Consider the following 22,038-nt stretch of genomic DNA (forward strand, 5'->3'; position numbering starts at 1 on the left):
TAAAACAGTGCAAAGATAAAAATCAATGTATAATTACTAAGGTATTCTGAATAATTCTTTACTTTAGTTAAATGATTCTAGTAACAGGAGGAACAGGTTTAGTAGGCGCCCATTTGCTTTATAAATTAGTTAATAATCACAAGAAAGTTAAGGCTATTTATAGAAATGAGCACAAACTGGACAATGTAAAAAATGTATTTTCTTGTTATACTGAAGATTTTGAAAGTCAATACAACAAAATTGATTGGATAAAAGCCGATATTTTAGATATTCCTGCACTTTCTGAAGCTTTTAAGGGTATTCATTATGTATACCACTGTGCTGCATTTGTGTCATTTGAGCCCAATAAATACCGCCTTTTAAGGAGAATAAATATTGAAGGCACTGCTAATATTGTTAATCTGTGCTGTTCCCAAAATATTAAGAAACTATGCTACGTTAGTTCTATAGCAGCTTTAGGCCAAAACATTAACAACAAGCCTATTGATGAAAATACTGTTTGGAATCCTGAAGCAGATAATCATGTCTATGGCATCACAAAATATGGTGCCGAAATGGAAGTATGGCGTGCCGCCCAAGAAGGACTTAATGTTGTAATTGTAAATCCAGGAGTGATTTTGGGTTCTGGTATTTGGAGATACGGCTCTGGAAGCCTATTTAAAAGAGCCGCTAAAGGATTTAAATACTTCACTTCTGGTTCGGTTGGATTAATTTCGGTAGAAGATGTAGTAAATATTATGGTTCAACTTATAGAAAGCAACATAACTAATCAACGCTTTGTCTTAGTTGCCGAAACCTTAAGTTATCGTGAATTTCTAGAAGCTCTTGCTGAATCAGTTAAAGGCAAACCTCCTAAAAAGCAAGCGAGTTTGTTTTTTTTGAAAATAGCTTGGCGATTAGATTGGTTAAAAAGCAAACTAACTGGGAAAAAAAGGGTTTTGACAAAGCATATTGCAAGAGCTTTATCTACAAAAAAACACTATAATAGCAATAAGGTTAAAACCATTTTAAACTACTCCTTTAGCCCCATAGAGAAAACCATAAAAGACATTGGCGCTATTTATCTGAAACAGGAGTAATTAATTTACCTTCTTTCTCCATTTTTGGAAGCGGATTGATTTTACTTAAAGAATCTTTTATTTTCAAAACTACTGTTGAATCAATATCTTGTGAAAATTTTAAAGAGTCTCGCTTTTTTAAAATGGCCTCTAGAGAATCCTTACTTTTCTGTTCAGCCCTTTTCCGTTCTTCGTCTCGCAATGCTGTATAATACTCTTTAAGTTTATCTAGACTATCTTTTACCATCTGGTAAATTTCCTCATAATCCTTAATATTATAGGTATAATATGTATTGCTTTCTGCAAACTGTGTACTATCAATATTGTACTTGTTGTAAATATAAGAATTGGGGTAAACGCCACTATCTTGCATTATTTTTTTATTAACACCGCTAGCTGTTGCTATTAATTTGGCATCAATTAAAATACTAACCATTTCCCTTTTAGAAATTAAGCGCTCAGGCTTTTTAGGACCAGAGCATGCTATTATGGTTAAAACCGAAATAAGTAGTAAGAGTAAGCGTTTTAGAATCATCTATTAAAAGTTAACCGTTTAGCATACTTTACCTCACTAAACTTTGAGTTTTGATATGCAATATGCCCGTTAACAAAGGTATGCGTAATTCTTGATTTAAAGGTAGATCCATCAAATGGGGACCATCCACATTTATAGAGAGTATTGTCTTTGGTAACCGTCCATGGGTTGTTTAGATCTACCAATACTAAATCTGCAAAATACCCCTCCTTTATATACCCTCTTCTACTTATATCAAACAAAATAGCAGGATTATGACACATCTTCTCTACTATTTTCTCCAAAGAAATTTTACCTCTATGATACATTTCTAACATGGCTGGTAAGGCATGTTGTACCAATGGTCCTCCCGAGGGAGCTTTAGTGTAAACGTTTTTTTTCTCCTCCATAGTATGTGGAGCATGATCAGTTGCTATAACATCAATCCTATCATCTAATAAAGCTTCCCAAAGTTGTTCTCTATCACTTGCCTTTTTTACGGATGGATTCCATTTAATTAAAGTGCCTTTTTTTTCATAGTCTTCATCTGAAAACCATAAATGGTGAATACAAACCTCTGAAGTTATTTTCTTGTCTTTTAAAGGAATTTTGTTATCAAACAATTTAGTTTCCTTTCCTGTAGATAGATGAAACACATGCAATCTTGCCCCTGTTTCCTTAGCAAGTTCTATTGCTTTAGATGATGACAAATAACAAGCTTCCTCACTTCTAATAACAGGGTGTTGTTTGATTGGAATATCATCACCGTACTTATCAATATGCTCCTGCATATTTTTCTTAATGGTATTTTCATCTTCACAATGCACAGAAATACGCATATTTGTGTTTGAGAAAATCTTTCGTAACACTTCAGGGTCATCCACCAACATATTTCCTGTTGAAGACCCTAAAAACAACTTTAATCCAGCACACTGACTAGCATCTAGTTTTAAAATTTCGTCTAAGTTATCATTAGTTCCACCAAACATAAACGAATAATTAGCTGAAGAACTTTTAGCTGCCATTGCAAATTTTTCTTCTAGTTTTTCAATAGTCGTAGTTTGCGGATTGGTATTAGGCATTTCAATAAAAGACGTGATTCCACCAGCAATAGCGGCTCTTGATTCTGTTTCAATATTAGCTTTATGTGTTAGCCCTGGTTCTCTAAAATGTACTTGATCATCTATAGCACCAGGCAGTAAATATTTCCCTTCAGCATCCATTACTAATACATCTGCAGACTTTGGAGTAAGTGACGCCCCTACCTTTTTAATGTATTCACCTTCAATTAATACATCGCCATTAAAAACAACACCTTCATTTACTATGTTAGCATTCTTGATAAGTATTTTTTTCACACGTTTAAATTTTAATAATTACTATATATTAATTTTAAATCGATTCTAATTTATGTTGTTTTTTTAAAAAGACTCTTTAGTTTCATTGATATTACTCCAAAAATAGCTTCTGAAATAATACCACTGCTTAATTTAGATTCTCCTTTGGTTCTATCAGTAAAAATTACAGGAACCTCAATTATTTTAAATTTGTTTAAGTAGGCTTTGAACTTCATTTCAATTTGAAAAGCATACCCAATAAACTTGATGGTATTCAAATTAATCGCTTCCAAAACCTTTCTTTTGTAACATACAAATCCTGCCGTAGTATCATTAATATCCATCCCAGTAATAAACCGTACGTATTTTGAGGCACAATAAGACATTAACACCCTACCCATAGGCCAGTTAACAACATTTACTCCTGTAATATAACGTGAGCCAATAGATAAATCAGCTCCTTCTACAGCACAAGCATCATATAATTTTTGTAAATCTTTTGGATTATGAGAAAAATCGGCATCCATTTCAAAGATATATTGATATTCTTTATCTAAACACCATTTGAATCCATGAATATAAGCAGTTCCTAAACCAGACTTTTCCTGCCTTACTTCTAAAAACAATCTATTAGAAAAAGTTTGTTGCAATTCCTTAACTTTTAGAGCCGTTAAATCTGGAGAATTATCATCAACAACAAGAATATGAATAGCATCAGACTGCGAGAAAACAGCTTTAATAATAGCCTCAATATTCTCAATTTCATTGTAAGTCGGAATGATAACAATGGCTCCAGTCATTCGTATTCGGTTACGCTTTTTACTTTTAACAAATGTACATTAATAAGCCATTATTTATTTTAAATATTCCTTAATTATTTGGACATCTTATTTAAGAATTTATGATAATTTTACATCATGCTTAGAGAAATTGCATCAAAGGAGCTATTTACAGTTTTATTGGTTGTCGGACTTGTTATTATCGCTATTGCTAAGTTAACAGACCCACGGCGTTTTAATGAGTTTATACTAGTTATTGGTAATTCTAAATACTTAAAAATATACGCCCGCGAACAAAAATTCTTTGATGTATTTGACGCCCTTCTTTTTGGGAACTTGGTTATTTCTTCTTCCATATTTGCGTATATTATTTTTCAATTTCTATCAGAGAATAATGACATTTCCATTAATATACTTTTTAAACTTGCAATTGGCATAGCGTCCTTCTTTTTAATTAAAGTTTTAATAGAACGACTTATTGGAAGTCTTTTTGAGATTGATAAATTGGTAGACGGGTATCTTTTTCAGAAAATTAGTTATAAGAATTATTTAGGTATTTTATTATTACCAATAAATGCCTTTTTACTCTATAGCTTTAAATTATCGTTACCAGTTATTTATACCATCATTATTATTTTGTTATTGGTTAATATTATTGGGCTGATAACCTCTTTTAAATCATATCAAAGTTTAATAAAACAGCATTTTTTCTATTTTATTTTGTATCTTTGCGCTCTTGAAATAGCACCCTATATCATATTATATAAGGTGTTTATGACCTAGAACATAGAACAAACTACTTGCGCTTATGAAAGTGAAAACAATTTTGGTATCTCAACCAGAACCTAAAATAGAAAACTCCCCCTACTTTGATTTACAAGAAAAACAAAAAGTTAAAATAGACTTTAGACCTTTTATACATGTAGAAGGAGTTTCTGCTAAAGAGGTAAGACAACAAAAAGTTGACCTAAGTAAATACACTGCCATTATTTTAACAAGTAGAAATGCGGTAGATCACTTTTTTAGAGTAGCAGAGGAGATGCGCTTTAAGGTGCCAGACACCATGAAATATTTCTGTCAGTCTGAAGCAGTAGCCTACTATCTTCAAAAATATGTAGTTTACAGAAAGCGCAAAATTTATGTAGGTAAACGTACTTTTCCTGAGTTATCTCCTTTAATTAAAAAATATAAAGACGAGAAATTTTTACTACCCAACACAGACAAGGTTAAACCATTAGTTCCCGAAACTTTAAATGCTTTGGGTGTAGATTGGAAACAAGCTACTTTCTTTAAAACAGTTGTAAGTGATTTATCTGATTTAGCTAATGTTTATTACGATGTTTTAGTGTTCTTTAGCCCTTCTGGAATTGAATCGCTATTCCAAAATTTTCCAGATTTCAAACAGAATAATACCAGAATAGCTGTTTTTGGCAATACTACCATTAAAGCTGTAGAAGAAAAAGGTTTACGTGTTGATATAGCAGCACCAACACCAGAAACACCATCAATGACAATGGCTCTAGAAAAATACATTGAAAAGGTGAATAAGAAGAAATAATCAATCTTTTTACCAATACAAAATATTATTTACCATAAAACAAAAAACCAGTGAAGAAAAGTTCACTGGTTTTTATTTATCGTTGTTTCTTTAAAACTATCCCTTTTAAATAAGGAATACATATAAAAAACTTATCTTAATTATTTATCTCCATAAACTTCCTTAACAAACTTTTCGTATGTCAATTCCTTTACCTTAAGATTTGCTTTCTCTTTATAAAGATTTAATAATTTTTGACTTACTAATTGCTCTGAAATTCTACGCGCCTCATCTTGATTTGATAATACTCTTGCTGCTATTCCATCTAATTCTTCATCAGAAGGATTCATCTGACCAAATTGAGCCATTTGCCCTTTAATCATTTCTTTTGCATGATTTTTAATATCATCCATAGTTACTTTGATGTCATTTTCCTCAATTAATTTGCCTTCAATTAACTGATAACGCAAGCTTTTTTCAGACTTCTCATATTCTTCTTTAGCCTGAACTTCATCTAACTCCTTTTCACCTGCAGTAGCCATCCATTTTGTTAAGAATTCTGATGGCAAGTCAAACTTAGTATTCTCAATTAAATACTCTGTAACATCATTTAAAAGTTTTTGGTCTGCTTGCTGAATGAATTGCTTCTCAGCATCCTCTTTAATTTTAGCTTTTAATTCAGTTACTGTTTTTACCGTACCTTCACCAAAAAGTTTATCAAACAAGTCTTGGTCTAGGTCTGCCAATTCTCTCTTGTTAATTTCATTAACTGTAAAAGTTACTTCAATGTCTAATCCGTGAACTTCATCATGACCCAACTTCAAAGCATGCATTAACTCATGATCATCATCGTACAACCCTTTAGTTTTCAAAGCAATAACATCGCCTGCTTTTGCACCAATAAATTTCTTTTCAGTTACTTTACCTTTAAATTTATCTAAGGTAATAGTAACCGTATTTTCTATTTCTTTTTCTTCATTTTTGAAGGTGCCCGTAATTTCACTGTCTGATTCAACCACCTCTTGTGAAACTAATTTCCCATACTGTTTTTGGATGCGTTCAATTTGTTCATCAATCATTTTATCATCTGCTACAATATTGTAATGTGTTATGGCTTTTTTACTTTTAAGTTCAACTTGAAATTCTGGTGCTAAACCTAATTCAAATTCAAAAGTAAAGCCTTCTGCATCCCAATCAATATTACCCTGTGGTTTAGGTAATGGTTGCCCTAATACATCTAATTTCTCTTCTGTTAAATATTTATTTAAAGCATCCTGTAACAACTTGTTCACCTCATCAACCAATACAGCTTTTCCGTATTGTCTTTTTACCATCCCCATTGGAACCATCCCTTTTCTAAATCCAGGAATGTTAGCTGTTTTACGGTAATCTGATAAGATTTTTTCAACCTTGTCACTATAATCTTCTTTAGCAATATCAACTTTTACCACCGCATTTAATGCATCAACGTTTTCTCTTGTAATGTTCATTTTTAAAATGTAATTAGTATAACTAAAATTGGGATGCAAAAGTATAACAATTTTTGCACCCCAACAAAGTTTTAATTACTTGATTTTGAAGCTATTTTTTATCCTCTTTTAGTAAAGAATGTAATATAGATTGTAATATGGATAATAGAACACTAAAAAGAATCGCTATCCAGATACTGCTTACTGAAAAGCCATCAATTAGTTTGTCTGCCAACAGTATTATAAGAGCATTGATTACCAACAAAAATAAACCCAAGGTTACAATGGTTATTGGTAAAGTAAAAATTACCAAAACTGGTTTTACAAAAAGATTTAAGACCGATAAAACAACGGCTACTATGAATGCTGTAAGATACCCATCAAGATATACTCCGTTATTTCTTAGCAAATGAGAAATTACAAATACAGCAATGGCGTTTAGTAAAAGTTTAATTAAAAGTTTCATTTGAAATAAGTTAACAACTACAATTTACAAAATATCAACTAACAAACTGCAAAACTGCCTCAAAAAAGTCTTTTGGATTTTCTGCATGTAACCAATGTCCAGAATTAGCTATGGTTACGATTTTAGCTTTAGGAAATTGATTTAAAATGAGTCTTTCATCCTCGGAACCTATATATTCAGATCTATCACCTTTTAAAAACAACGTATCTTTTTCAAACTGTAAATATGCTGGTAATGATTCTCCTATTTCTGAAACTTCATTTTTTAGAACTTCTAAGTTAATACGCAACCCTAGCTTACCTTTTTCAACCCAATATAGATTTTTAAGTAAGAATAGACGAGTACCATATTCTGAAACATATTTATTTAAAACTTTATCAGCTTCTCCCCTGCTTTTAATCTCACTAAAATCTAATGCACTTAATCCTTCTAAAATAGTTTGATGATGCACTGGATAAAAACGAGGTGAAATATCGGCCACCAAGAGTTTTGAAACTAATTCTGGATACATGCAAGCAAATAACATAGCGGTTTTACCGCCCATGGAATGCCCAAGCAAAACAATATCATTTAAATTGTGTGCTTCATAATAATTTTTTAGATCTTGAGCTAGTATTTCATAATTGAAATTATCATCCCAAAAACTACGCCCATGATTTCGCTGATCTACTAAATGGACCTGAAAGCCTTCATCACTGAACTGTTTGCCCAATGTTTTCCAGTTATCACTCATACCTAAAAAACCATGCAGTATTACAAATGGTTTGCCTTCACCAATTATATTTGAGTGTAATATCATCTACTTTAATTTTCTTAAATACATCTGGATGACATTCTCCACACCTAAGTACAAGCTTTCTGCAATTAGGGCATGCCCTATAGACACTTCTAAAAGCCCAGATATATTCTGTTTGAAAAATTCAATATTATCTAATGATAAATCATGACCTGCATTAACTCCCAAACCTAATTTATTAGCTAATAGTGCACAATCACTATAGGGCTTTACAGCTTCTTTGTTACCCAAACCATACTGATAAGCGAAAGACTCCGTATAAAGCTCTATTCTGTCGGTCCCCGTTTTCTTGGCACCTTCAATTTGTTTCAAAACTGGATCTACGAAAATTGAGGTACGAATTCCGTTATTTTTAAATTCCTTTATAACATCCACTAAAAAATCTGTGTGTTTTATAGTATCCCAACCAGCATTACTGGTTATAGCATCCTCAGCGTCTGGAACTAAGGTTACTTGTGTTGGTTTCACTTCTAAAACCAAATCAATAAAAGATTTTATAGGGTTTCCTTCAATATTATATTCTGTGTAAACTTCCGGTTTTAAGTCGCGAGCATCTTGATATCTAATATGACGCTCATCTGGTCTTGGGTGAATAGTTACCCCCTCAGCTCCAAACCTCTGTACATCTTTAGCAAACTGCACTACATTGGGTATATCCCCACCCCGCGAATTTCTTAAAGTAGCTATTTTATTAATGTTTACACTTAACTTTGTCATGAATTATTTTTTTAAGAGACAAAAGTATGTGATTTTTTTAATTAATTTGCAAGGGTATACAAACGAGCATGAAACTATCAGAATACATAATTAATGACATAAAACCTGTTGACAGCAATAGTAAAGTTGCCAATTTACAATCACTTTTTAACCAACTAACGTATTCTCACATTCCTATCAAAGATACACATGGGGTTTTTATGGGCGTACTTTTTGAAACAGATGTGCATTGTTTTGAGAGTAACAAACTTGTGAGTGACTACCTTTATGCTTTAGAAAACTTTTTTGTTAGAGACACCACTTTATGGTTAGATGTTTTAGAGGCTTTTGCTCAAAATTCAGCTAATATTATGCCCGTTCTAGATCAAAACAATAACTATCTAGGTTATTTTGAATTAAAAGATATTATTAGTCTTTTTAATGAGTCTCCTTTCTTTCATTCTGCTGGGGCTGTTATTGTAGTTGAAAAAGGTATTAACGATTATTCTTTTAGTGAAATAAGTCAGATAGTTGAATCAAATGGAGGACGAGTTTTAGGCGCTTTTGTATCGAAAATCAAAAATGATTTGGTCCAGGTTACACTTAAAATTGGCAATTCAAATATTAATGAAATCATACAAACCTTCCGCAGGTACAGTTACAATATTGCTTCGGGTCATGAAGGTGACACTTATTTTGAAAATTTAAAAGAGCGATCGGATTATCTAAGGAAATACTTAAACATGTAATGTTATGAAAATTGCCATTTTTGGTCGTTATAACAATGAACAAACCATAGCTTCTTTTGATAGGCTTTTAAATTTTTTAAAAGAAAAAGATATTGAAGTTTTAATTGAGTCTAAGTTTTTAGACTTAGTAAATGAGGTAACTTCAAATGCTAATTTGTATAGCACCTTAAAAACGTGTAACAGTTTAAATTCTTCGTTTGATTTACTCATCAGTATTGGTGGTGATGGTACTATTTTAAGAGCTATTCCATTTGTGAAAAACCTTAATATTCCTATTATTGGAATTAATACGGGTAGACTGGGTTTTTTGGCAACCATACAAGTAGAAGATATTGAAAATGCCGTTCAAAATATTTTGGAAGGTAAGTATAACATATCAGAACGCAGTTTACTTTCTATAGAAACCAACCCAGAAAACGATGAGATAAAATCTATAAATTTTGCATTAAATGAAATTGCAGTAAGCAGAAAGAACACGACCTCTATGATTACTGTTGAAACTCATTTAGATGGTGAGTTTTTAACCTCCTACTGGAGTGATGGCCTCATAATATCCACACCTACAGGCTCTACGGGTTATTCGTTAAGCTGTGGTGGCCCTGTTATTACTCCTGGCACAAACAGCTTTGTTCTTACACCCATTGCTCCACACAACCTTAGTGCAAGACCTTTAATAATACCTGATTCTACTGAAATTCAATTAAGTGTTAATGGTAGAGAAAAACAACACTTAGTCTCTTTAGACTCTAGAATTGCTACATTAGACAACGAAACCATTATTACAATAAAAAAAGCCGACTTTAAAATTAAGATGATTGATCTGCTTGACGAAAGCTTCTTAAAAACGCTTCGAAAAAAAATGCTCTGGGGCGAAGACAAACGTAATTAGTCCCTAATCTACAATATTTTACAAGAAAACCTGTTTTACTCTAATACAATTACATCAGGCTAATCTTATTTATTATATTTGCAAACTTTTAAACCCCTATGAGGCATTTAAGCGTATTAGTATTAAGTATTTTTTTTGTTCAATTAACCTTTGCTCAAATCAATGAATTAGGCTTATATCTTGGTGGTAGTAATTTTATTGGAGATGTTGGTGCTACTGATTATATTTCGCCAAATCAATTAGCAATAGGAGGCATCTACAAATGGAACAGAAGCCGAAGACACTCCTACAGGGCATCACTAATTTTTACTACTTTAGAAGGCATAGATATTAATTCAGATGATCCTAGACGCATTCAAAGAGGATATGAGTTTTCCAGTAATATCATGGAGGCTTCTGTTGGTATGGAATTTACTTTTACTGAATTTAACTTACACTCCGAAAGAAAAATAAGCACCCCTTATTTACATACAGGAATTACAGTAGCTAAACATGATAACCATTACTTTTTAAACGGTGTTCAAACCCAAGAAAACACCTCAAGTTGGGCTTATGGTATCCCAATGACACTTGGTTTTAAAACAACATTTATTGACAATATCGTTTTAGGTATAGAAGTAGGAGCTCGCTATACATTCTCTGATGAATTAGACGGCAGTATTCCTGATGCCAATCGGAGAGCAGAATATAGTTTTGGCAACATCAATAATAACGATTGGTACATGTTTTCTGGTATAACCCTAACTTATACCTTTGGTGAGAACCCTTGTTACTGTGTAAATGAATAAATGGACTTAAGAGAACGCATATTAAACAAGAAACTTCCTGAACACATAGCCATAATTATGGATGGTAATGGGCGTTGGGCTAAACAACGAGGCAGGTTAAGAGCTATTGGTCACGAAAACGGTGCTAAATCTGTCAAGAGAACCGTTGAGGCCTGTGCCGAATTAGGTGTTAAAAACTTAACACTTTATGCCTTTTCAACTGAAAATTGGAATCGCCCTAGGTTAGAGGTTCAAACTTTGATGAAATTGTTAATTTCTTCGCTTAGAAAAGAAATAAAAACACTTCAAGACAATAACATTAAACTAAACGCCATAGGAAACTTAAAATTGCTCCCAGCTATGGTTTTTAAGGAACTCACTGAGGTTATAAATAAAACAAAAACTAACAATAGGATAACTTTAACCTTAGCATTAAGCTATGGCTCTAGAGAAGAATTAATAAATACTGTTAAAGAGATTAGTATTAAAGTTAAAAATAATATAATTTCGCCCGAAAATATTGATGAATCAATTATAAATGAGCATCTTTACACGCAAAATTTACCAAATGTAGACTTGCTAATTAGAACTAGCGGAGAACAACGTATTAGTAATTTTTTGCTCTGGCAAATAGCCTATGCAGAATTATATTTTACAAATGTGCTTTGGCCAGATTTCACAAAGGAGCATTTGTATGAAGCTATTATTGAATATCAAAAAAGAGAGAGACGATTTGGGAAAACAAGTGAGCAACTTAACTAACATTTCACCATATAAAACCTTCATAAAGTTTTGTTTTGCAATTTTACTTATGACAGTAAGTTGCTTTAATATACAAGCTCAGAGTTTAAATACTAATAAAAAATACACCATTGGCGGTATTTCTGTTTTAGGAAACTCCAGTTTTGGAGAACAAACTATCATTAATTTTTCTGGCCTAAAAAAAGATCAAGAAATTAATATTCCAGGAGAAGAAATAGGGAATGCCATTAAAAAACTATGGGGCACTAAACTATTCAACAATATTGAAGTTTATGTTACTAATATTGAAAATAACATTGCGTATCTACAAATACGGTTAGAGGATTTACCTCAATTAAATGAATTAAAGGTAAATGGTGTGAAAAAAGGTAAAATTGAAGGTATTGTTGAGGACAACAAACTAAAAAAAGGCACCAAAGTCACTGAAAACCTTATAACTAATACCAAAAATTTCTTAACACGAAAGTATAAAAAAGAAGGATTTCTAAATACCAAAGTTCATATCAATACCATAGAGGTTAAAGACTCTTTGAAGACAGCCAGAGTTAATATGGTATTAAATATAGACAAAGGTGAAAAAGTAAAGATTAAAGACATTGTGTTTAATGGTAATGAAATGATAAGCGACAAAAAGCTTAGAAAAGCCATGAAAAGCACAAAAAAAATTAATCGTTTACGTATTCTAAAACGCTCTAAGTTTGTAGATTCTGCTTATCAAGCAGATTTATCTAGTGTTGTTGATAAATTTAAAGAACATGGTTATAGAGATGCCCGCATAGTGTCAGATTCTATTATTTACAATAATGACAAAACCATATCTATAAATATTAACGTTACAGAAGGAGACCTTTATACCTTTGGAGACATTAAATTTATTGGCAATACCGTTTATACAGATAAACAACTAAACAACATTCTCAGAATTAAAAAAGGTGATACTTACAATGGTGTTTTGCTTCAAGAACGTATTGCTGACAATTCTAAACCAGATGCTAATGACATTACTAATGCTTATCAAAACAATGGCTATTTGTTTTCAACCATAAGACAAGTAGAAGTTAGCGCCGATAATAATGTTATTGACATGGAGATTAGAATAACTGAAGGGAAACCAGCATATTTTAATAGTGTTTCTGTTGTTGGAAATGAAAGAACCAATGATCATGTTATTTACAGAGAACTAAAAACGCGTCCAGGTCAACTATACAGTAAAGCCGAGGTTGTAAGAACAGTTAGAGAACTTGGTCAATTAGGTTTTTTTGATGCCCAAGAGATATCACCAAACTTTAACAACCCTAACCCTGTTGAGGGTACCATAGATATGGAATACTCAGTTAAAGAAACAGGCTCTAGCCAAATTGAATTACAAGGGGGTTATGGTGGAGGTGGCTTTATTGGCACACTTGGTTTATCTTTTAATAACTTCTCTATGAAAAACATTTTCAATAAAGAGGCTTATAAACCTGTTCCAATGGGAGACGGACAACGCTTAGCATTACGTTTGCAAGCCAGTAGATTCTTCCAAACTTATAGTTTTCAGTTTTCAGAACCGTGGTTAGGCGGTAAAAAACCTGTTCAATTTTCAACCTCTATATCGCATACCAAACAATTTTTATTTGATTTTATTAATAGAAGAGCGGACAGAAGTAGAAGTTTTAACATAACTGGAATTACCTTTGGGTTAGCAAAACGCTTATCGGTACCAGACAATTATTTTACATTATCTAATGCCATTGGTTACCAGCGTTATGATTTGAATAATTATAACACTGGTTTATTTACTTTTGGAGATGGTTATTCTAACAACCTATCATATACAATAGGTTTGACTAGAAACAACACTAGGTTCGATCCTATTTTCCCAACGGGTGGTTCTAATTTTTCAATTACAGCTAAATTTTCATTCCCTTACTCAACTGTTAATGGTGTAGATTATACTGCTTTAAGAGAAGAGCGTGATCTTAATGAAAGTATTACTCAAAATGTAAATAGCACACCCTCTCAAGTACAAAATGCTAGAGACAGAATCTCTGAGATTGACCAAGAACGCTTTAAATGGTTAGAGTTCTATAAGATAAACTTTAAAGGCGATTGGTACAATGAAATAGCAAAAAACTTAGTTTTAAGACCCCTTGTAGAGTTTGGTTTCTTAGGAGCTTACAATAATGACAGAGGAGCCATTCCTTTTGAAAGATTTTTTGTTGGAGGTGATGGTCTAGGTCAATTTAGTTTAGATGGTAGAGAAGCTATTCAATTACGCGGTTACCCAAATCAATCCCTTGCTCCTTATGATAAAAGTACAGGTCAAGTTTTTAATGATGGCGCCACCATATACAATAAATTCTCATTAGAGCTTAGATATCCTGTAACATTGAAAGCATCGGCTAAAATTTACGGTTTGGCATTTTTAGAGGCTGGCAATTCATGGAATAGCTTTAAAGATTATAACCCATTTAATGTAAATAGATCTGCAGGTATGGGCGTTAGAATTTTCATGCCAGCGTTTGGTTTATTAGGTATCGATTTTGGTCACGGTTTTGACCCATTGCCAGGCACTACAGAGAAACACGGCTGGGAAACCCACTTCATAATTGGACAACAATTTTAAGATGAAAATTATTTTGGCACGATATTTTCTAATAACTGTTTGATGTTTTGTGTGAGATTTAAAATTTTTAAGATTAAAATTCGTTAATTTTGAAGATTAAGTGAGAAAATTAAAATATTACAGTATGCAAAACAAAGTTCTTTTTTTACTGACACTAGTTTTATTAAGTTTATCATTACATGCACAACGTGGGGTAAGGGTTGCTTACATCGATACTGAATATATATTAGAAAGTGTTCCTGAATATCAAGAAGCTGTTAATCAATTAAACCAAAAGGCTGATAAATGGAAAAATGAAATTGAAGTTAAGTTAAATGCTATTGAACAAAAGCGTCAAGACTTAAGCAATGAAAAAGCACTTTTAACCAAAGAGTTAATTGAAGAACGTGAAGAAGATATTTATTTTGAAGAAAAGGAGATCTTAGATTATCAACAAAAACGATTTGGTCCTAACGGTGACTTATACGTTCAACAAAGCCAATTAACAAAACCTGTTCTAGATCAAATTTTTGCCGCTGTTCAAGATATTGCCACAAGCAGGAAATATGACTTTATTTTTGATAAATCATCCGATTCCAACAACATGCTTTTTTCTGCAAGGCAATATGATTTAAGTGAAACCGTGATAAGAAGTATCACCAGAACAGCTAAAAGAACTCAGGCACAATCTAAAGCAGAACGTAAAGCAGCTGAAGCCGAAAATCTGGTTCCAGAAATAAACCTAGAGCAAGAAGCCAGAGAAAAAGCACTAGAGGAGAAGAAGAAAGCACGAGAAAGTGCCATTGAAGAAGCTAGACAGAAAAAACTAGCGGCACGTGAGGCTAAGGTAAAAGAAGCCGAGGCTAGACGTCAGAAAATATTAGAAGATCGTGAAAAAGCAAGGCAAGCTAAATTGGATGCTAGAAATCAGACCACTGATAAAGTAGAGGAAAGCGCAACAGATGCAAAAACACAAACTGAAGAAAAAGCAGAAGCTAAAACTAGAGAGCAACTAATTGAAGAAAACAGGTTAAAAAAATTGGCAGAACGGGAAGCTAGAATGAAAGCTTTAGAGGATAAAAAGAAAAAAATATTAGAGGAAAGGCAAAAGGCTTTAGAGGAAAGAAAAAGAATTAGAGATAGTATTAACAATAACAAGTAATAATTTATAACACATTTAACTATTTAAAAATGAAACATTTAAAAACTATTTTATTAGCAACGGCAGTATGCATAGGGAGTATTAGTTTTTCACAAGCACAAAGTAAAGTTGCCCATATAAATACTCAAGAACTAATTGCTGCAATGCCAGAGATGAAAGCGGCCCAAAAAGAAATACAAGCTTTACAAAAAACCTACGAGACAGATTATCAAGCGTCTGTAACTGAGTTTCAAAACAAAGCAAAACAATATGAAGCAGAAGGCCCAACTAAGACTGATGAAGAGAATGCAAAAAGAATGCAAGAAATTCAAGGTATGCAACAAAATATTCAACAGTTCCAAGCTGATGCTGCACAAAATATTAGAAAAAAAGAAATTGATTTGTTACAGCCTATCACTGAAAGAGCTAAAGCTGCCATTTTAAAGGTTGGTAGAGCTCAAGGTTTTGATTATGTTCTTGATTCTGCACAAGGTGTAACTATTTTAGCAGATGGTAAAAACTTACTGGATGACGTAAAAAAAGAACTAGGTATTTAATTTACCTGAACGTAAATAACTTACTTTAAAGCTGCTTTTTAAAAAGCAGCTTTTTTATTTTTGTTAAATTATGAACAAACAACCTATTGGTATTTTTGATTCTGGTGTTGGTGGAACCTCTATTTGGAGCGAAATTCATAATCTTTTACCCAACGAAAACACCATTTACTTAGCAGATAGTATTAATGCCCCTTATGGCCCAAAAGGAAAAGAAGCCATTGTAGATTTATGTATCAAAAATACAGAATTACTTCTAGAAAAAGGTTGTAAACTTATCGTAGTAGCCTGTAATACTGCTACCACAAACGCTATTGATTATTTAAGAGCAAACTATAACGTACCATTTATTGGTATTGAACCTGCTATTAAACCAGCAGCTTTACAAACCAAAACCAATGCTGTTGGTATTTTAGCCACCAAAGGCACGTTAAGCAGTAAACTGTTTTCTGAAACCTCTGGAAAGTTTGCCAATAGCGTAACCGTTATAGAACAAGATGGTGATGGGATAGTAGATTTAATTGAAAGTGGCAAACTTTATTCTGAGGAAATGAAATCACTACTAAGAGTTTATTTAAAGCCAATGATTCTTGCTAATGTTGATTATTTAGTTTTGGGTTGTACACATTACCCATATTTAAGCCCTATTTTAATTGAATTATTACCAAAGTATGTAAAAATAATTGACTCTGGTGAAGCTGTTGCGCGACAAACCAAAGCTATTTTAGAACAAAACGATTTATTGAATACTGAAAATTCAATCCCTATAACTACCAGAACTAAAATCGAATTTTATACGAACGGAAATCCAAAAGTGATGCAAGAACTTTTAGAAAATAGATTTAAGATAGAATATTTAGATTTTTAAACTTATTACTAAAATTACTAACTAAAAAGCAGCATTAAATAAGATTCTGAAACAAGTTTAGGATGACAGATATTTTTATTTAAACCAACTAGAGTATTTTATATAATTATTAGCTATTCTATCTATTTGACCTGCTATTAGCTCTTCACTAATATCCTTTATTTTTTTTGCGGGAACTCCTGCGTAAATGCTGCCAGCTTCTACTCTTGTGTTTTGAGTAAGTACCGCACCAGCAGCTATTATACTATTACTTTCAACTACACAACCATCCATAATAATACTTCCCATACCAACTAAAACGTTATCATGAATAGTACAACCATGCACCAAAGCATTATGCCCAATGGAGACATTATTACCAATATTTGTTGGCGCTGTTTTGTAAGTAGCATGAATTACGGCACCGTCTTGCACGTTTACTTTGTTTCCCATTTTTATGTAATGTACATCTCCACGAACAACCGCGCTAAACCAAATACTGCATTGAGAACCCATAACAACATCACCTACAATAGTAGCATTTTCAGCTACAAAACAATCGTCTGGTATTTGGGGCATTTTTTCGTTTACTGGTAATATTACTGGCATTTAAACTAATTTTTTAATAGTTATTGTTTTTCATCATTTAAAGAACGTCAATAAATCTGATTTTTTAGAGGCTGAAACCATAATTTCTTTTCCATTACTCAAAACCACACTACCGCCTTTACCTTTTACATATTTTACTACCTCATTTACATTAACCAAATACGATTTATGAACACGAGCAAAACTAGAATCATTTAAGGCATCTTCAAAGTACTTAAGCGTTTTACTTACCAACTTCTTTTTATTATTGTTTAAATAGATTTCGGTGTAATTATCGTCGGCTTTACAATAGAGAATATCTGAGGTGTTTAAAACTTCAAATCCGTCTAATTGTGGAATGGTTATTTTCCCATTCACACCATTTGTTTTAGACACCAAAACCTGATCATGTAAAGCGTTCTCTTTTGTTTTTATTTCGGTTACATAATCCACGGCTTTAATAAGTTCGTCTATTGAAATAGGCTTCATTAAATAATAGGAGGCATGGGCATTTAACGCATCCATAGCATAATGATTATATGCAGTAACGAACACAGTTTCAAAATCTATTTCACCAACTTTATCCAATAAATCAAAAGCATTACCATAGGGCATCTCTACATCTAAAAAAACAAGATCTAAATCATTATTTCTTATTAAAACCAAAGCTTGATCAACATTAGCAGCTTCTCCCAAAATGGTCACATTGGGGCAATACTTTTTTAAGTAATTTATTAAAATATCCCTACTGGTTTGCTCGTCCTCTACTATAATTGCATTTAGTTTCATTTAATCCTTTTTTAGCGTTACTACAACTTTAGTTCCAGCATCTTCGGTATCTTTTAAATCAGCTACAAAAACATCAACTTTATCTTTGTACATATCGTTTAAAATAGATACGCGTTTTTTAATATTACCCATTCCTTTAGAGTTTTGCTTTTTTTGATGCTGGGTTTTTATTTCTTTAGAACGTTTTCTGCCAATACCATCATCAGTAATAGTAATACTAATTTCATTAGGTTTTGTTTGTACAATAATAATCTCTAAATATCCCTTGCTTTTTTTATAACGTAACCCATGCCATACCGCATTTTCAATATAAGGCTGTAGCAACATAGGTGGAATTACGAAGTCTGTTATATTGACATTTTCATCAATTTTAATATTATAATCAAATCTGTCTTTAAACCTAAAATGTTCCAATTTAGTGTAAAGTTGAATCAATTCTATTTCTTTTTCTAACGGAATAAAATCTTCTTCACTGTTTTCTAAAACAGCACGCATTAATAATGAAAAATCGGATAGATATTTATTGGCCTTACGCTCATCATTTGAGGCAATAAAACTATTTACGGAGTTTAATGCATTAAAAATAAAGTGCGGATTCATTTGACTTCGTAATGATTTTAATGCCAATAAATTATTTGCTAAACGTTGCTGCCTAATGTATTTAAACATTAAAAAAGCTCCAACTAAAAGCAATAAAACACCTCCAAAAAGCGAATAAATAAGTAGTTTTTGCCTTTTAGTTTGTTCTTTATTTAGTTGATATTTGGTATCTGCCAAATCTTTTTGGCTTTCTAAACTGTTTATCCTATTCTGTTTAACAGCAAGATCTTTACCAAACTTAGTAGCTTGAGAAATCTCTTGCTCCTTCAACAAATAAATTTTATCAACAATATCAACATAACTTTGGTATGCCATCAATGCCTTATCATATTGACCCGCATCTCTATAAACTTCAGACAACCCACGTGTGGCATCTTTTTTAACAATTAAATCCTCTCTGTCATCTGCTTCTTCTATACTTTTTTCTAGGTATTTAATGGCATTTGGTATATCTTTTTGAAAGGCATAAGCTTTCCCTATTTTATAATTCTGCTTTTGTGTAGTTAAAGGACTGTCGTTACCTAAAACAGAATCTAACTGAATATCGATAATATACTCTAAAGCTTGTTTTCTAAGTGTGATTTCATTTGAGTAGTTAAGGTTTTTATTTTCAAAATCAGCCACTTTTAGCTTTTCCTCTACAGCCCTTTTTTTATTCTCTCCTTCGGCAAGGCGCAAAGAACTTGTGAAGAAATTTTGTGCTTCTCTCACTTCTCCCTTTTGATTGTAGACTTCAGCTATTTTAGAGTTTAAATCGGTTGTTTTAGGAGTGATTAAATGTTTCTGTGCTAGCTTTAATCCTTCCTGATACGATTGAATGGCAAGGTCATATTTTTGAATTGCTTTATAAACATCCCCTAACCCTTCGTATAATGTAACTAATTGATAATTAGATAAACTTTTCTTATTAATATCATTATACTGCTGTATGCTTTCCTGGTAATTTTTATTCTCTTTATAAGCCAATGCTAGTTTTAGATTGACTTGATTTGTGTTATTATCTCGTAAACTTGTTGTATAATTTGACACTGCTAAATCATACTGTTTCCAAAACATATTTATATCACCTAAAACCTCATATGCTTCGGCATTTTCTTTTTTAGAGTTACTAAGTTCTATGGCATCAATCACAAATTGAATACTCTTTTTAGCATCTTTTTTCAAATAAACTTCGGCAGAATCTATGTAATGATTAAACTGAGGGGACTCTGACTTATTTGAGCGTTTAGTAGCAAATTTATCTTGTAAGTCAGGTTCTACCTTAACCAAAATACGTTCGTTACTTTGTATGGTGTAAAAAATGGTTTCAAAATCTTTATGTCTAATGGTAAGTTCATCGCCCTTTTTTGCCTCAACCCGAAACTCGCCAAATATATCTGTGGTTGTATAAGCGCCTCCATTAATTTCAATATTTACATTAGCAATAGGGTCTTGGGTTTCACTATCAACAACCTTTCCTCTAACCATAAATTTTGATGAATTTGGATCCAAACCAACCTGACCCAACAACTCAAAGGTGTTGAAAAACAAATATAAAATACCAATAAATGTTATGGCTTTGCGCATGTATACTTTTATTGTAGATAAACTTACGCACTTATATTGATTTAATAAAATAGGCTAAACCATTTTTCGGCTTTTATATTGGCAAAAAAGCAATGTTTACCTATTCATAGTAAGCCCTCACTCATTCATTTAGAGGCTTTACTCATTGCCCTTTTTTTTATAAAAACTTTGGATATAGATTTACTAAATCAATAACAGCCCAAAGCGGGAGATTATTAATTCATTCAATCAAAAAATAAATCTTATGAAATCACATTTTAAAACACTCATTTTGAGTTTAGCAATTACAGGATTTATGGTCTGTAACGCCAACAGTAAAAAACCAAATCTAAATTTGGTTGAAGTAGATAAAACGTTTATTCACCCAAACCCTAACAAACAATATATAAAGGTAGCTCTTTTATTGGATACCAGTAATAGCATGGATGGACTAATAGATCAGGCAAAAGCTCAACTTTGGGATATTGTTAATGAACTATCTTATGCCAAATGCAGAAATGAAAAACCTAATTTAAAAATTGCATTATATGAATATGGTAACGACAGACTTAATGGTGACGAAGGCTTTATAAGGCAAGTACTTCCATTTAGTGATGATTTAGATGATATCTCTAAAGAACTTTTCTCCTTAACCACTAATGGTGGTAACGAATATTGTGGACAAGTTATTCAAACCTCTTTAAATCAATTAAATTGGGGCAACAATCCAGATGATTTAAAACTTATTTTTATTGCAGGTAACGAACCTTTTACACAAGGGCATGTAAACTATAAGGATGCCGCCGTAAATGCCAATGAAAAAGATGTTACGATAAATACCATTTTCTGTGGTAATCATAATCAAGGTATTTCAACTTTCTGGAAAGATGGCGCCAAATTAACCAATGGTGATTACATGGCTATAAACCACAACCAAAGAACAGTTCATATAGCCTCTCCGTATGATTATGAGATTTTAATTCTGAATCAACAATTAAATAAAACCTATATTGGCTATGGTACAAAAGGTAGAGCTAAAGCAGCGGAACAAGCTATGCAAGACACCAATGCTATTAGCTATGGTAATGCCAATGCTGTAAAACGATCTGTGAGCAAGAGTTCTCATTTTTACAAAAATTCATCATGGGATTTAGTAGATGCTGTTGAAAATGAAGAAGTAGTCATTGAAGACTTAAAAGAAGAAGCTCTGCCCAATGAACTTAAAGGAAAATCGGACGCAGAAATAAAAGCTTATGTTATTAAAAAGAAATTAGAAAGAGAAAACATTCAGAAGCAAATTCAAGAATTAAATACAAAACGCACTAAGTATATATCTGATAACACCAAAACTAAAAACAACAACGGCTTGGAAAACGCCATGACCAAATCCATAAAAGAACAAGCTAAAAAGAAACAATATACCTGGGATTAAATTAACAAGGCTCGTTTTGAACGGGCCTTGTTTGTTATTTTAATAATTTACTGCAGGACAGTTACAATCATATCTTGAACGCCTACAACTAAAGTTATAGCCTAATGTAAACTGATGAAACCCTCCATTAGTAAAT

The 22,038-nt window shown here is 32.3% G+C and carries 22 protein-coding genes; 12 read left to right on the plus strand and 10 right to left on the minus strand.

Annotation, left to right across the window (positions count from 1 at the left end):
- The first annotated feature begins 71 nt into the window (after window positions 1–71).
- Window positions 72–1,079: an NAD-dependent epimerase/dehydratase family protein gene (locus DFQ02_RS14455; protein WP_116525160.1), complete on the plus strand. Its 1,008-nt coding sequence runs from the start codon at window positions 72–74 to the stop codon at window positions 1,077–1,079.
- On the opposite strand, the gene DFQ02_RS14460 is transcribed toward DFQ02_RS14455, so the two are convergent.
- The 3 genes from DFQ02_RS14460 to DFQ02_RS14470 are packed head-to-tail and all read right to left on the minus strand — an operon-like array spanning window position 1,057 to window position 3,709.
- A complete protein-coding gene (locus DFQ02_RS14460; RefSeq protein WP_116525161.1) occupies window positions 1,057–1,593 on the minus strand; it encodes a DUF4296 domain-containing protein in 537 nt (178 codons plus the stop codon). The genes DFQ02_RS14455 and DFQ02_RS14460 overlap by 23 nt on opposite strands.
- On the minus strand, window positions 1,590–2,930 hold the full coding sequence (locus DFQ02_RS14465) for a dihydroorotase (RefSeq protein WP_116525162.1): 1,341 nt from the start codon (window positions 2,928–2,930) through the stop codon (window positions 1,590–1,592). The genes DFQ02_RS14460 and DFQ02_RS14465 overlap by 4 nt, the downstream gene beginning before the upstream one ends.
- Window positions 2,931–2,980: 50 nt before the next feature.
- Complete coding sequence (locus DFQ02_RS14470) at window positions 2,981–3,709, minus strand: polyprenol monophosphomannose synthase (RefSeq protein WP_116525163.1); 729 nt, start codon at window positions 3,707–3,709, stop codon at window positions 2,981–2,983.
- 117 nt (window positions 3,710–3,826) lie between these two features.
- Here DFQ02_RS14470 and DFQ02_RS14475 point away from each other — a divergent pair, with 117 nt between their 5' ends.
- Window positions 3,827–4,471 (plus strand): DUF4271 domain-containing protein, encoded by a 645-nt coding sequence (locus DFQ02_RS14475; RefSeq protein ID WP_116525164.1) that lies wholly within the window; start codon window positions 3,827–3,829, stop codon window positions 4,469–4,471.
- Between the two features lie 25 nt (window positions 4,472–4,496).
- On the plus strand, window positions 4,497–5,246 hold the full coding sequence (locus DFQ02_RS14480; RefSeq protein WP_116525165.1) for a uroporphyrinogen-III synthase: 750 nt from the start codon (window positions 4,497–4,499) through the stop codon (window positions 5,244–5,246).
- Window positions 5,247–5,386: 140 nt separating this feature from the next.
- On the opposite strand, the gene tig is transcribed toward DFQ02_RS14480, so the two are convergent.
- The 4 genes from tig to DFQ02_RS14500 all read right to left on the minus strand — a co-directional run bounded on the left by tig (window position 5,387) and on the right by DFQ02_RS14500 (window position 8,673).
- Window positions 5,387–6,715, minus strand: a complete 1,329-nt coding sequence (tig, locus tag DFQ02_RS14485; protein WP_116525166.1) for a trigger factor — start codon at window positions 6,713–6,715, stop codon at window positions 5,387–5,389.
- Window positions 6,716–6,806: 91 nt separating this feature from the next.
- A complete protein-coding gene (locus DFQ02_RS14490) occupies window positions 6,807–7,160 on the minus strand; it encodes a phage holin family protein (RefSeq protein ID WP_116525167.1) in 354 nt (117 codons plus the stop codon).
- Window positions 7,161–7,194: 34 nt separating this feature from the next.
- Complete coding sequence (locus DFQ02_RS14495) at window positions 7,195–7,959, minus strand: alpha/beta fold hydrolase (protein WP_116525168.1); 765 nt, start codon at window positions 7,957–7,959, stop codon at window positions 7,195–7,197.
- Window positions 7,960–8,673, minus strand: coding sequence for a pyridoxine 5'-phosphate synthase (locus DFQ02_RS14500; RefSeq protein ID WP_116525169.1), 714 nt, complete (start codon window positions 8,671–8,673; stop codon window positions 7,960–7,962).
- A 68-nt stretch (window positions 8,674–8,741) separates the two neighbouring features.
- On the opposite strand from DFQ02_RS14500, the gene DFQ02_RS14505 reads away from it, so the two are divergent.
- From DFQ02_RS14505 to murI, 8 genes are all read left to right on the plus strand, one after another.
- Window positions 8,742–9,401 (plus strand): CBS domain-containing protein, encoded by a 660-nt coding sequence (locus tag DFQ02_RS14505; RefSeq protein ID WP_116525170.1) that lies wholly within the window; start codon window positions 8,742–8,744, stop codon window positions 9,399–9,401.
- A gap of 4 nt (window positions 9,402–9,405) precedes the next feature.
- The gene (locus DFQ02_RS14510) at window positions 9,406–10,290 is read left to right on the plus strand and encodes an NAD kinase (RefSeq protein WP_116525171.1); all 885 of its coding nucleotides are present in this window, start codon (window positions 9,406–9,408) and stop codon (window positions 10,288–10,290) included.
- Between the two features lie 98 nt (window positions 10,291–10,388).
- Window positions 10,389–11,078: a type IX secretion system protein PorG gene (gene porG, locus DFQ02_RS14515; RefSeq protein ID WP_116525172.1), complete on the plus strand. Its 690-nt coding sequence runs from the start codon at window positions 10,389–10,391 to the stop codon at window positions 11,076–11,078.
- Window positions 11,079–11,819, plus strand: coding sequence for an isoprenyl transferase (locus DFQ02_RS14520; RefSeq protein WP_116525173.1), 741 nt, complete (start codon window positions 11,079–11,081; stop codon window positions 11,817–11,819).
- The gene (locus DFQ02_RS14525; RefSeq protein WP_116525174.1) at window positions 11,752–14,427 is read left to right on the plus strand and encodes a BamA/OMP85 family outer membrane protein; all 2,676 of its coding nucleotides are present in this window, start codon (window positions 11,752–11,754) and stop codon (window positions 14,425–14,427) included. The genes DFQ02_RS14520 and DFQ02_RS14525 overlap by 68 nt, the downstream gene beginning before the upstream one ends.
- Window positions 14,428–14,551: 124 nt before the next feature.
- Window positions 14,552–15,568 carry an OmpH family outer membrane protein gene (locus DFQ02_RS14530; protein WP_116525175.1) on the plus strand — a complete coding sequence of 339 codons (1,017 nt, stop codon included), beginning with the start codon at window positions 14,552–14,554 and terminating at the stop codon, window positions 15,566–15,568.
- A 29-nt stretch (window positions 15,569–15,597) separates the two neighbouring features.
- Window positions 15,598–16,104 (plus strand): OmpH family outer membrane protein, encoded by a 507-nt coding sequence (locus DFQ02_RS14535; RefSeq protein WP_116525176.1) that lies wholly within the window; start codon window positions 15,598–15,600, stop codon window positions 16,102–16,104.
- Window positions 16,105–16,174: 70 nt separating this feature from the next.
- The gene (murI, locus tag DFQ02_RS14540) at window positions 16,175–16,969 is read left to right on the plus strand and encodes a glutamate racemase (RefSeq protein WP_116525177.1); all 795 of its coding nucleotides are present in this window, start codon (window positions 16,175–16,177) and stop codon (window positions 16,967–16,969) included.
- Window positions 16,970–17,044: 75 nt separating this feature from the next.
- On the opposite strand, the gene DFQ02_RS14545 is transcribed toward murI, so the two are convergent.
- From DFQ02_RS14545 to DFQ02_RS14555, 3 genes are read right to left on the minus strand one after another with little or no spacing between them, the layout of a single operon-like run.
- A complete protein-coding gene (locus DFQ02_RS14545; RefSeq protein ID WP_116525178.1) occupies window positions 17,045–17,557 on the minus strand; it encodes a gamma carbonic anhydrase family protein in 513 nt (170 codons plus the stop codon).
- A gap of 33 nt (window positions 17,558–17,590) precedes the next feature.
- Entirely contained in the window at window positions 17,591–18,325 is a 735-nt protein-coding gene (locus DFQ02_RS14550; RefSeq protein WP_116525179.1) for a LytR/AlgR family response regulator transcription factor, read from the minus strand.
- Window positions 18,326–20,491: a histidine kinase gene (locus DFQ02_RS14555; protein WP_116525180.1), complete on the minus strand. Its 2,166-nt coding sequence runs from the start codon at window positions 20,489–20,491 to the stop codon at window positions 18,326–18,328.
- Window positions 20,492–20,735: 244 nt separating this feature from the next.
- On the opposite strand from DFQ02_RS14555, the gene DFQ02_RS14560 reads away from it, so the two are divergent.
- Entirely contained in the window at window positions 20,736–21,902 is a 1,167-nt protein-coding gene (locus DFQ02_RS14560) for a vWA domain-containing protein (protein ID WP_116525181.1), read from the plus strand.
- The last annotated feature ends 136 nt before the right edge of the window (window positions 21,903–22,038 follow it).

Origin of the sequence: Seonamhaeicola aphaedonensis (assembly GCF_003386195.1) — a bacterium.
Taxonomy (GTDB): Bacteria; Bacteroidota; Bacteroidia; order Flavobacteriales; family Flavobacteriaceae; genus Seonamhaeicola; species Seonamhaeicola aphaedonensis.

What these genes read in the sequence shown, in the direction of transcription:
- DFQ02_RS14525 (WP_116525174.1), top strand. Translation starts at nt 11,752, where the DNA reads ATGAAGCTATTATTGAATATCAAAAAAGAGAGAGACGATTTGGGAAAA.
- DFQ02_RS14475 (WP_116525164.1), top strand. Translation starts at nt 3,827, where the DNA reads ATGCTTAGAGAAATTGCATCAAAGGAGCTATTTACAGTTTTATTGGTT.
- DFQ02_RS14505 (WP_116525170.1), top strand. Translation starts at nt 8,742, where the DNA reads ATGAAACTATCAGAATACATAATTAATGACATAAAACCTGTTGACAGC.
- murI (WP_116525177.1), top strand. Translation starts at nt 16,175, where the DNA reads ATGAACAAACAACCTATTGGTATTTTTGATTCTGGTGTTGGTGGAACC.
- DFQ02_RS14495 (WP_116525168.1), bottom strand. Translation starts at nt 7,959, where the DNA reads ATGATATTACACTCAAATATAATTGGTGAAGGCAAACCATTTGTAATA.
- DFQ02_RS14480 (WP_116525165.1), top strand. Translation starts at nt 4,497, where the DNA reads ATGAAAGTGAAAACAATTTTGGTATCTCAACCAGAACCTAAAATAGAA.
- DFQ02_RS14560 (WP_116525181.1), top strand. Translation starts at nt 20,736, where the DNA reads ATGAAATCACATTTTAAAACACTCATTTTGAGTTTAGCAATTACAGGA.
- porG (WP_116525172.1), top strand. Translation starts at nt 10,389, where the DNA reads ATGAGGCATTTAAGCGTATTAGTATTAAGTATTTTTTTTGTTCAATTA.
- DFQ02_RS14460 (WP_116525161.1), bottom strand. Translation starts at nt 1,593, where the DNA reads ATGATTCTAAAACGCTTACTCTTACTACTTATTTCGGTTTTAACCATA.
- DFQ02_RS14530 (WP_116525175.1), top strand. Translation starts at nt 14,552, where the DNA reads ATGCAAAACAAAGTTCTTTTTTTACTGACACTAGTTTTATTAAGTTTA.
- DFQ02_RS14520 (WP_116525173.1), top strand. Translation starts at nt 11,079, where the DNA reads ATGGACTTAAGAGAACGCATATTAAACAAGAAACTTCCTGAACACATA.
- DFQ02_RS14470 (WP_116525163.1), bottom strand. Translation starts at nt 3,709, where the DNA reads ATGACTGGAGCCATTGTTATCATTCCGACTTACAATGAAATTGAGAAT.
- DFQ02_RS14535 (WP_116525176.1), top strand. Translation starts at nt 15,598, where the DNA reads ATGAAACATTTAAAAACTATTTTATTAGCAACGGCAGTATGCATAGGG.
- DFQ02_RS14510 (WP_116525171.1), top strand. Translation starts at nt 9,406, where the DNA reads ATGAAAATTGCCATTTTTGGTCGTTATAACAATGAACAAACCATAGCT.
- DFQ02_RS14550 (WP_116525179.1), bottom strand. Translation starts at nt 18,325, where the DNA reads ATGAAACTAAATGCAATTATAGTAGAGGACGAGCAAACCAGTAGGGAT.
- DFQ02_RS14500 (WP_116525169.1), bottom strand. Translation starts at nt 8,673, where the DNA reads ATGACAAAGTTAAGTGTAAACATTAATAAAATAGCTACTTTAAGAAAT.
- tig (WP_116525166.1), bottom strand. Translation starts at nt 6,715, where the DNA reads ATGAACATTACAAGAGAAAACGTTGATGCATTAAATGCGGTGGTAAAA.
- DFQ02_RS14545 (WP_116525178.1), bottom strand. Translation starts at nt 17,557, where the DNA reads ATGCCAGTAATATTACCAGTAAACGAAAAAATGCCCCAAATACCAGAC.
- DFQ02_RS14455 (WP_116525160.1), top strand. Translation starts at nt 72, where the DNA reads ATGATTCTAGTAACAGGAGGAACAGGTTTAGTAGGCGCCCATTTGCTT.
- DFQ02_RS14490 (WP_116525167.1), bottom strand. Translation starts at nt 7,160, where the DNA reads ATGAAACTTTTAATTAAACTTTTACTAAACGCCATTGCTGTATTTGTA.
- DFQ02_RS14555 (WP_116525180.1), bottom strand. Translation starts at nt 20,491, where the DNA reads ATGCGCAAAGCCATAACATTTATTGGTATTTTATATTTGTTTTTCAAC.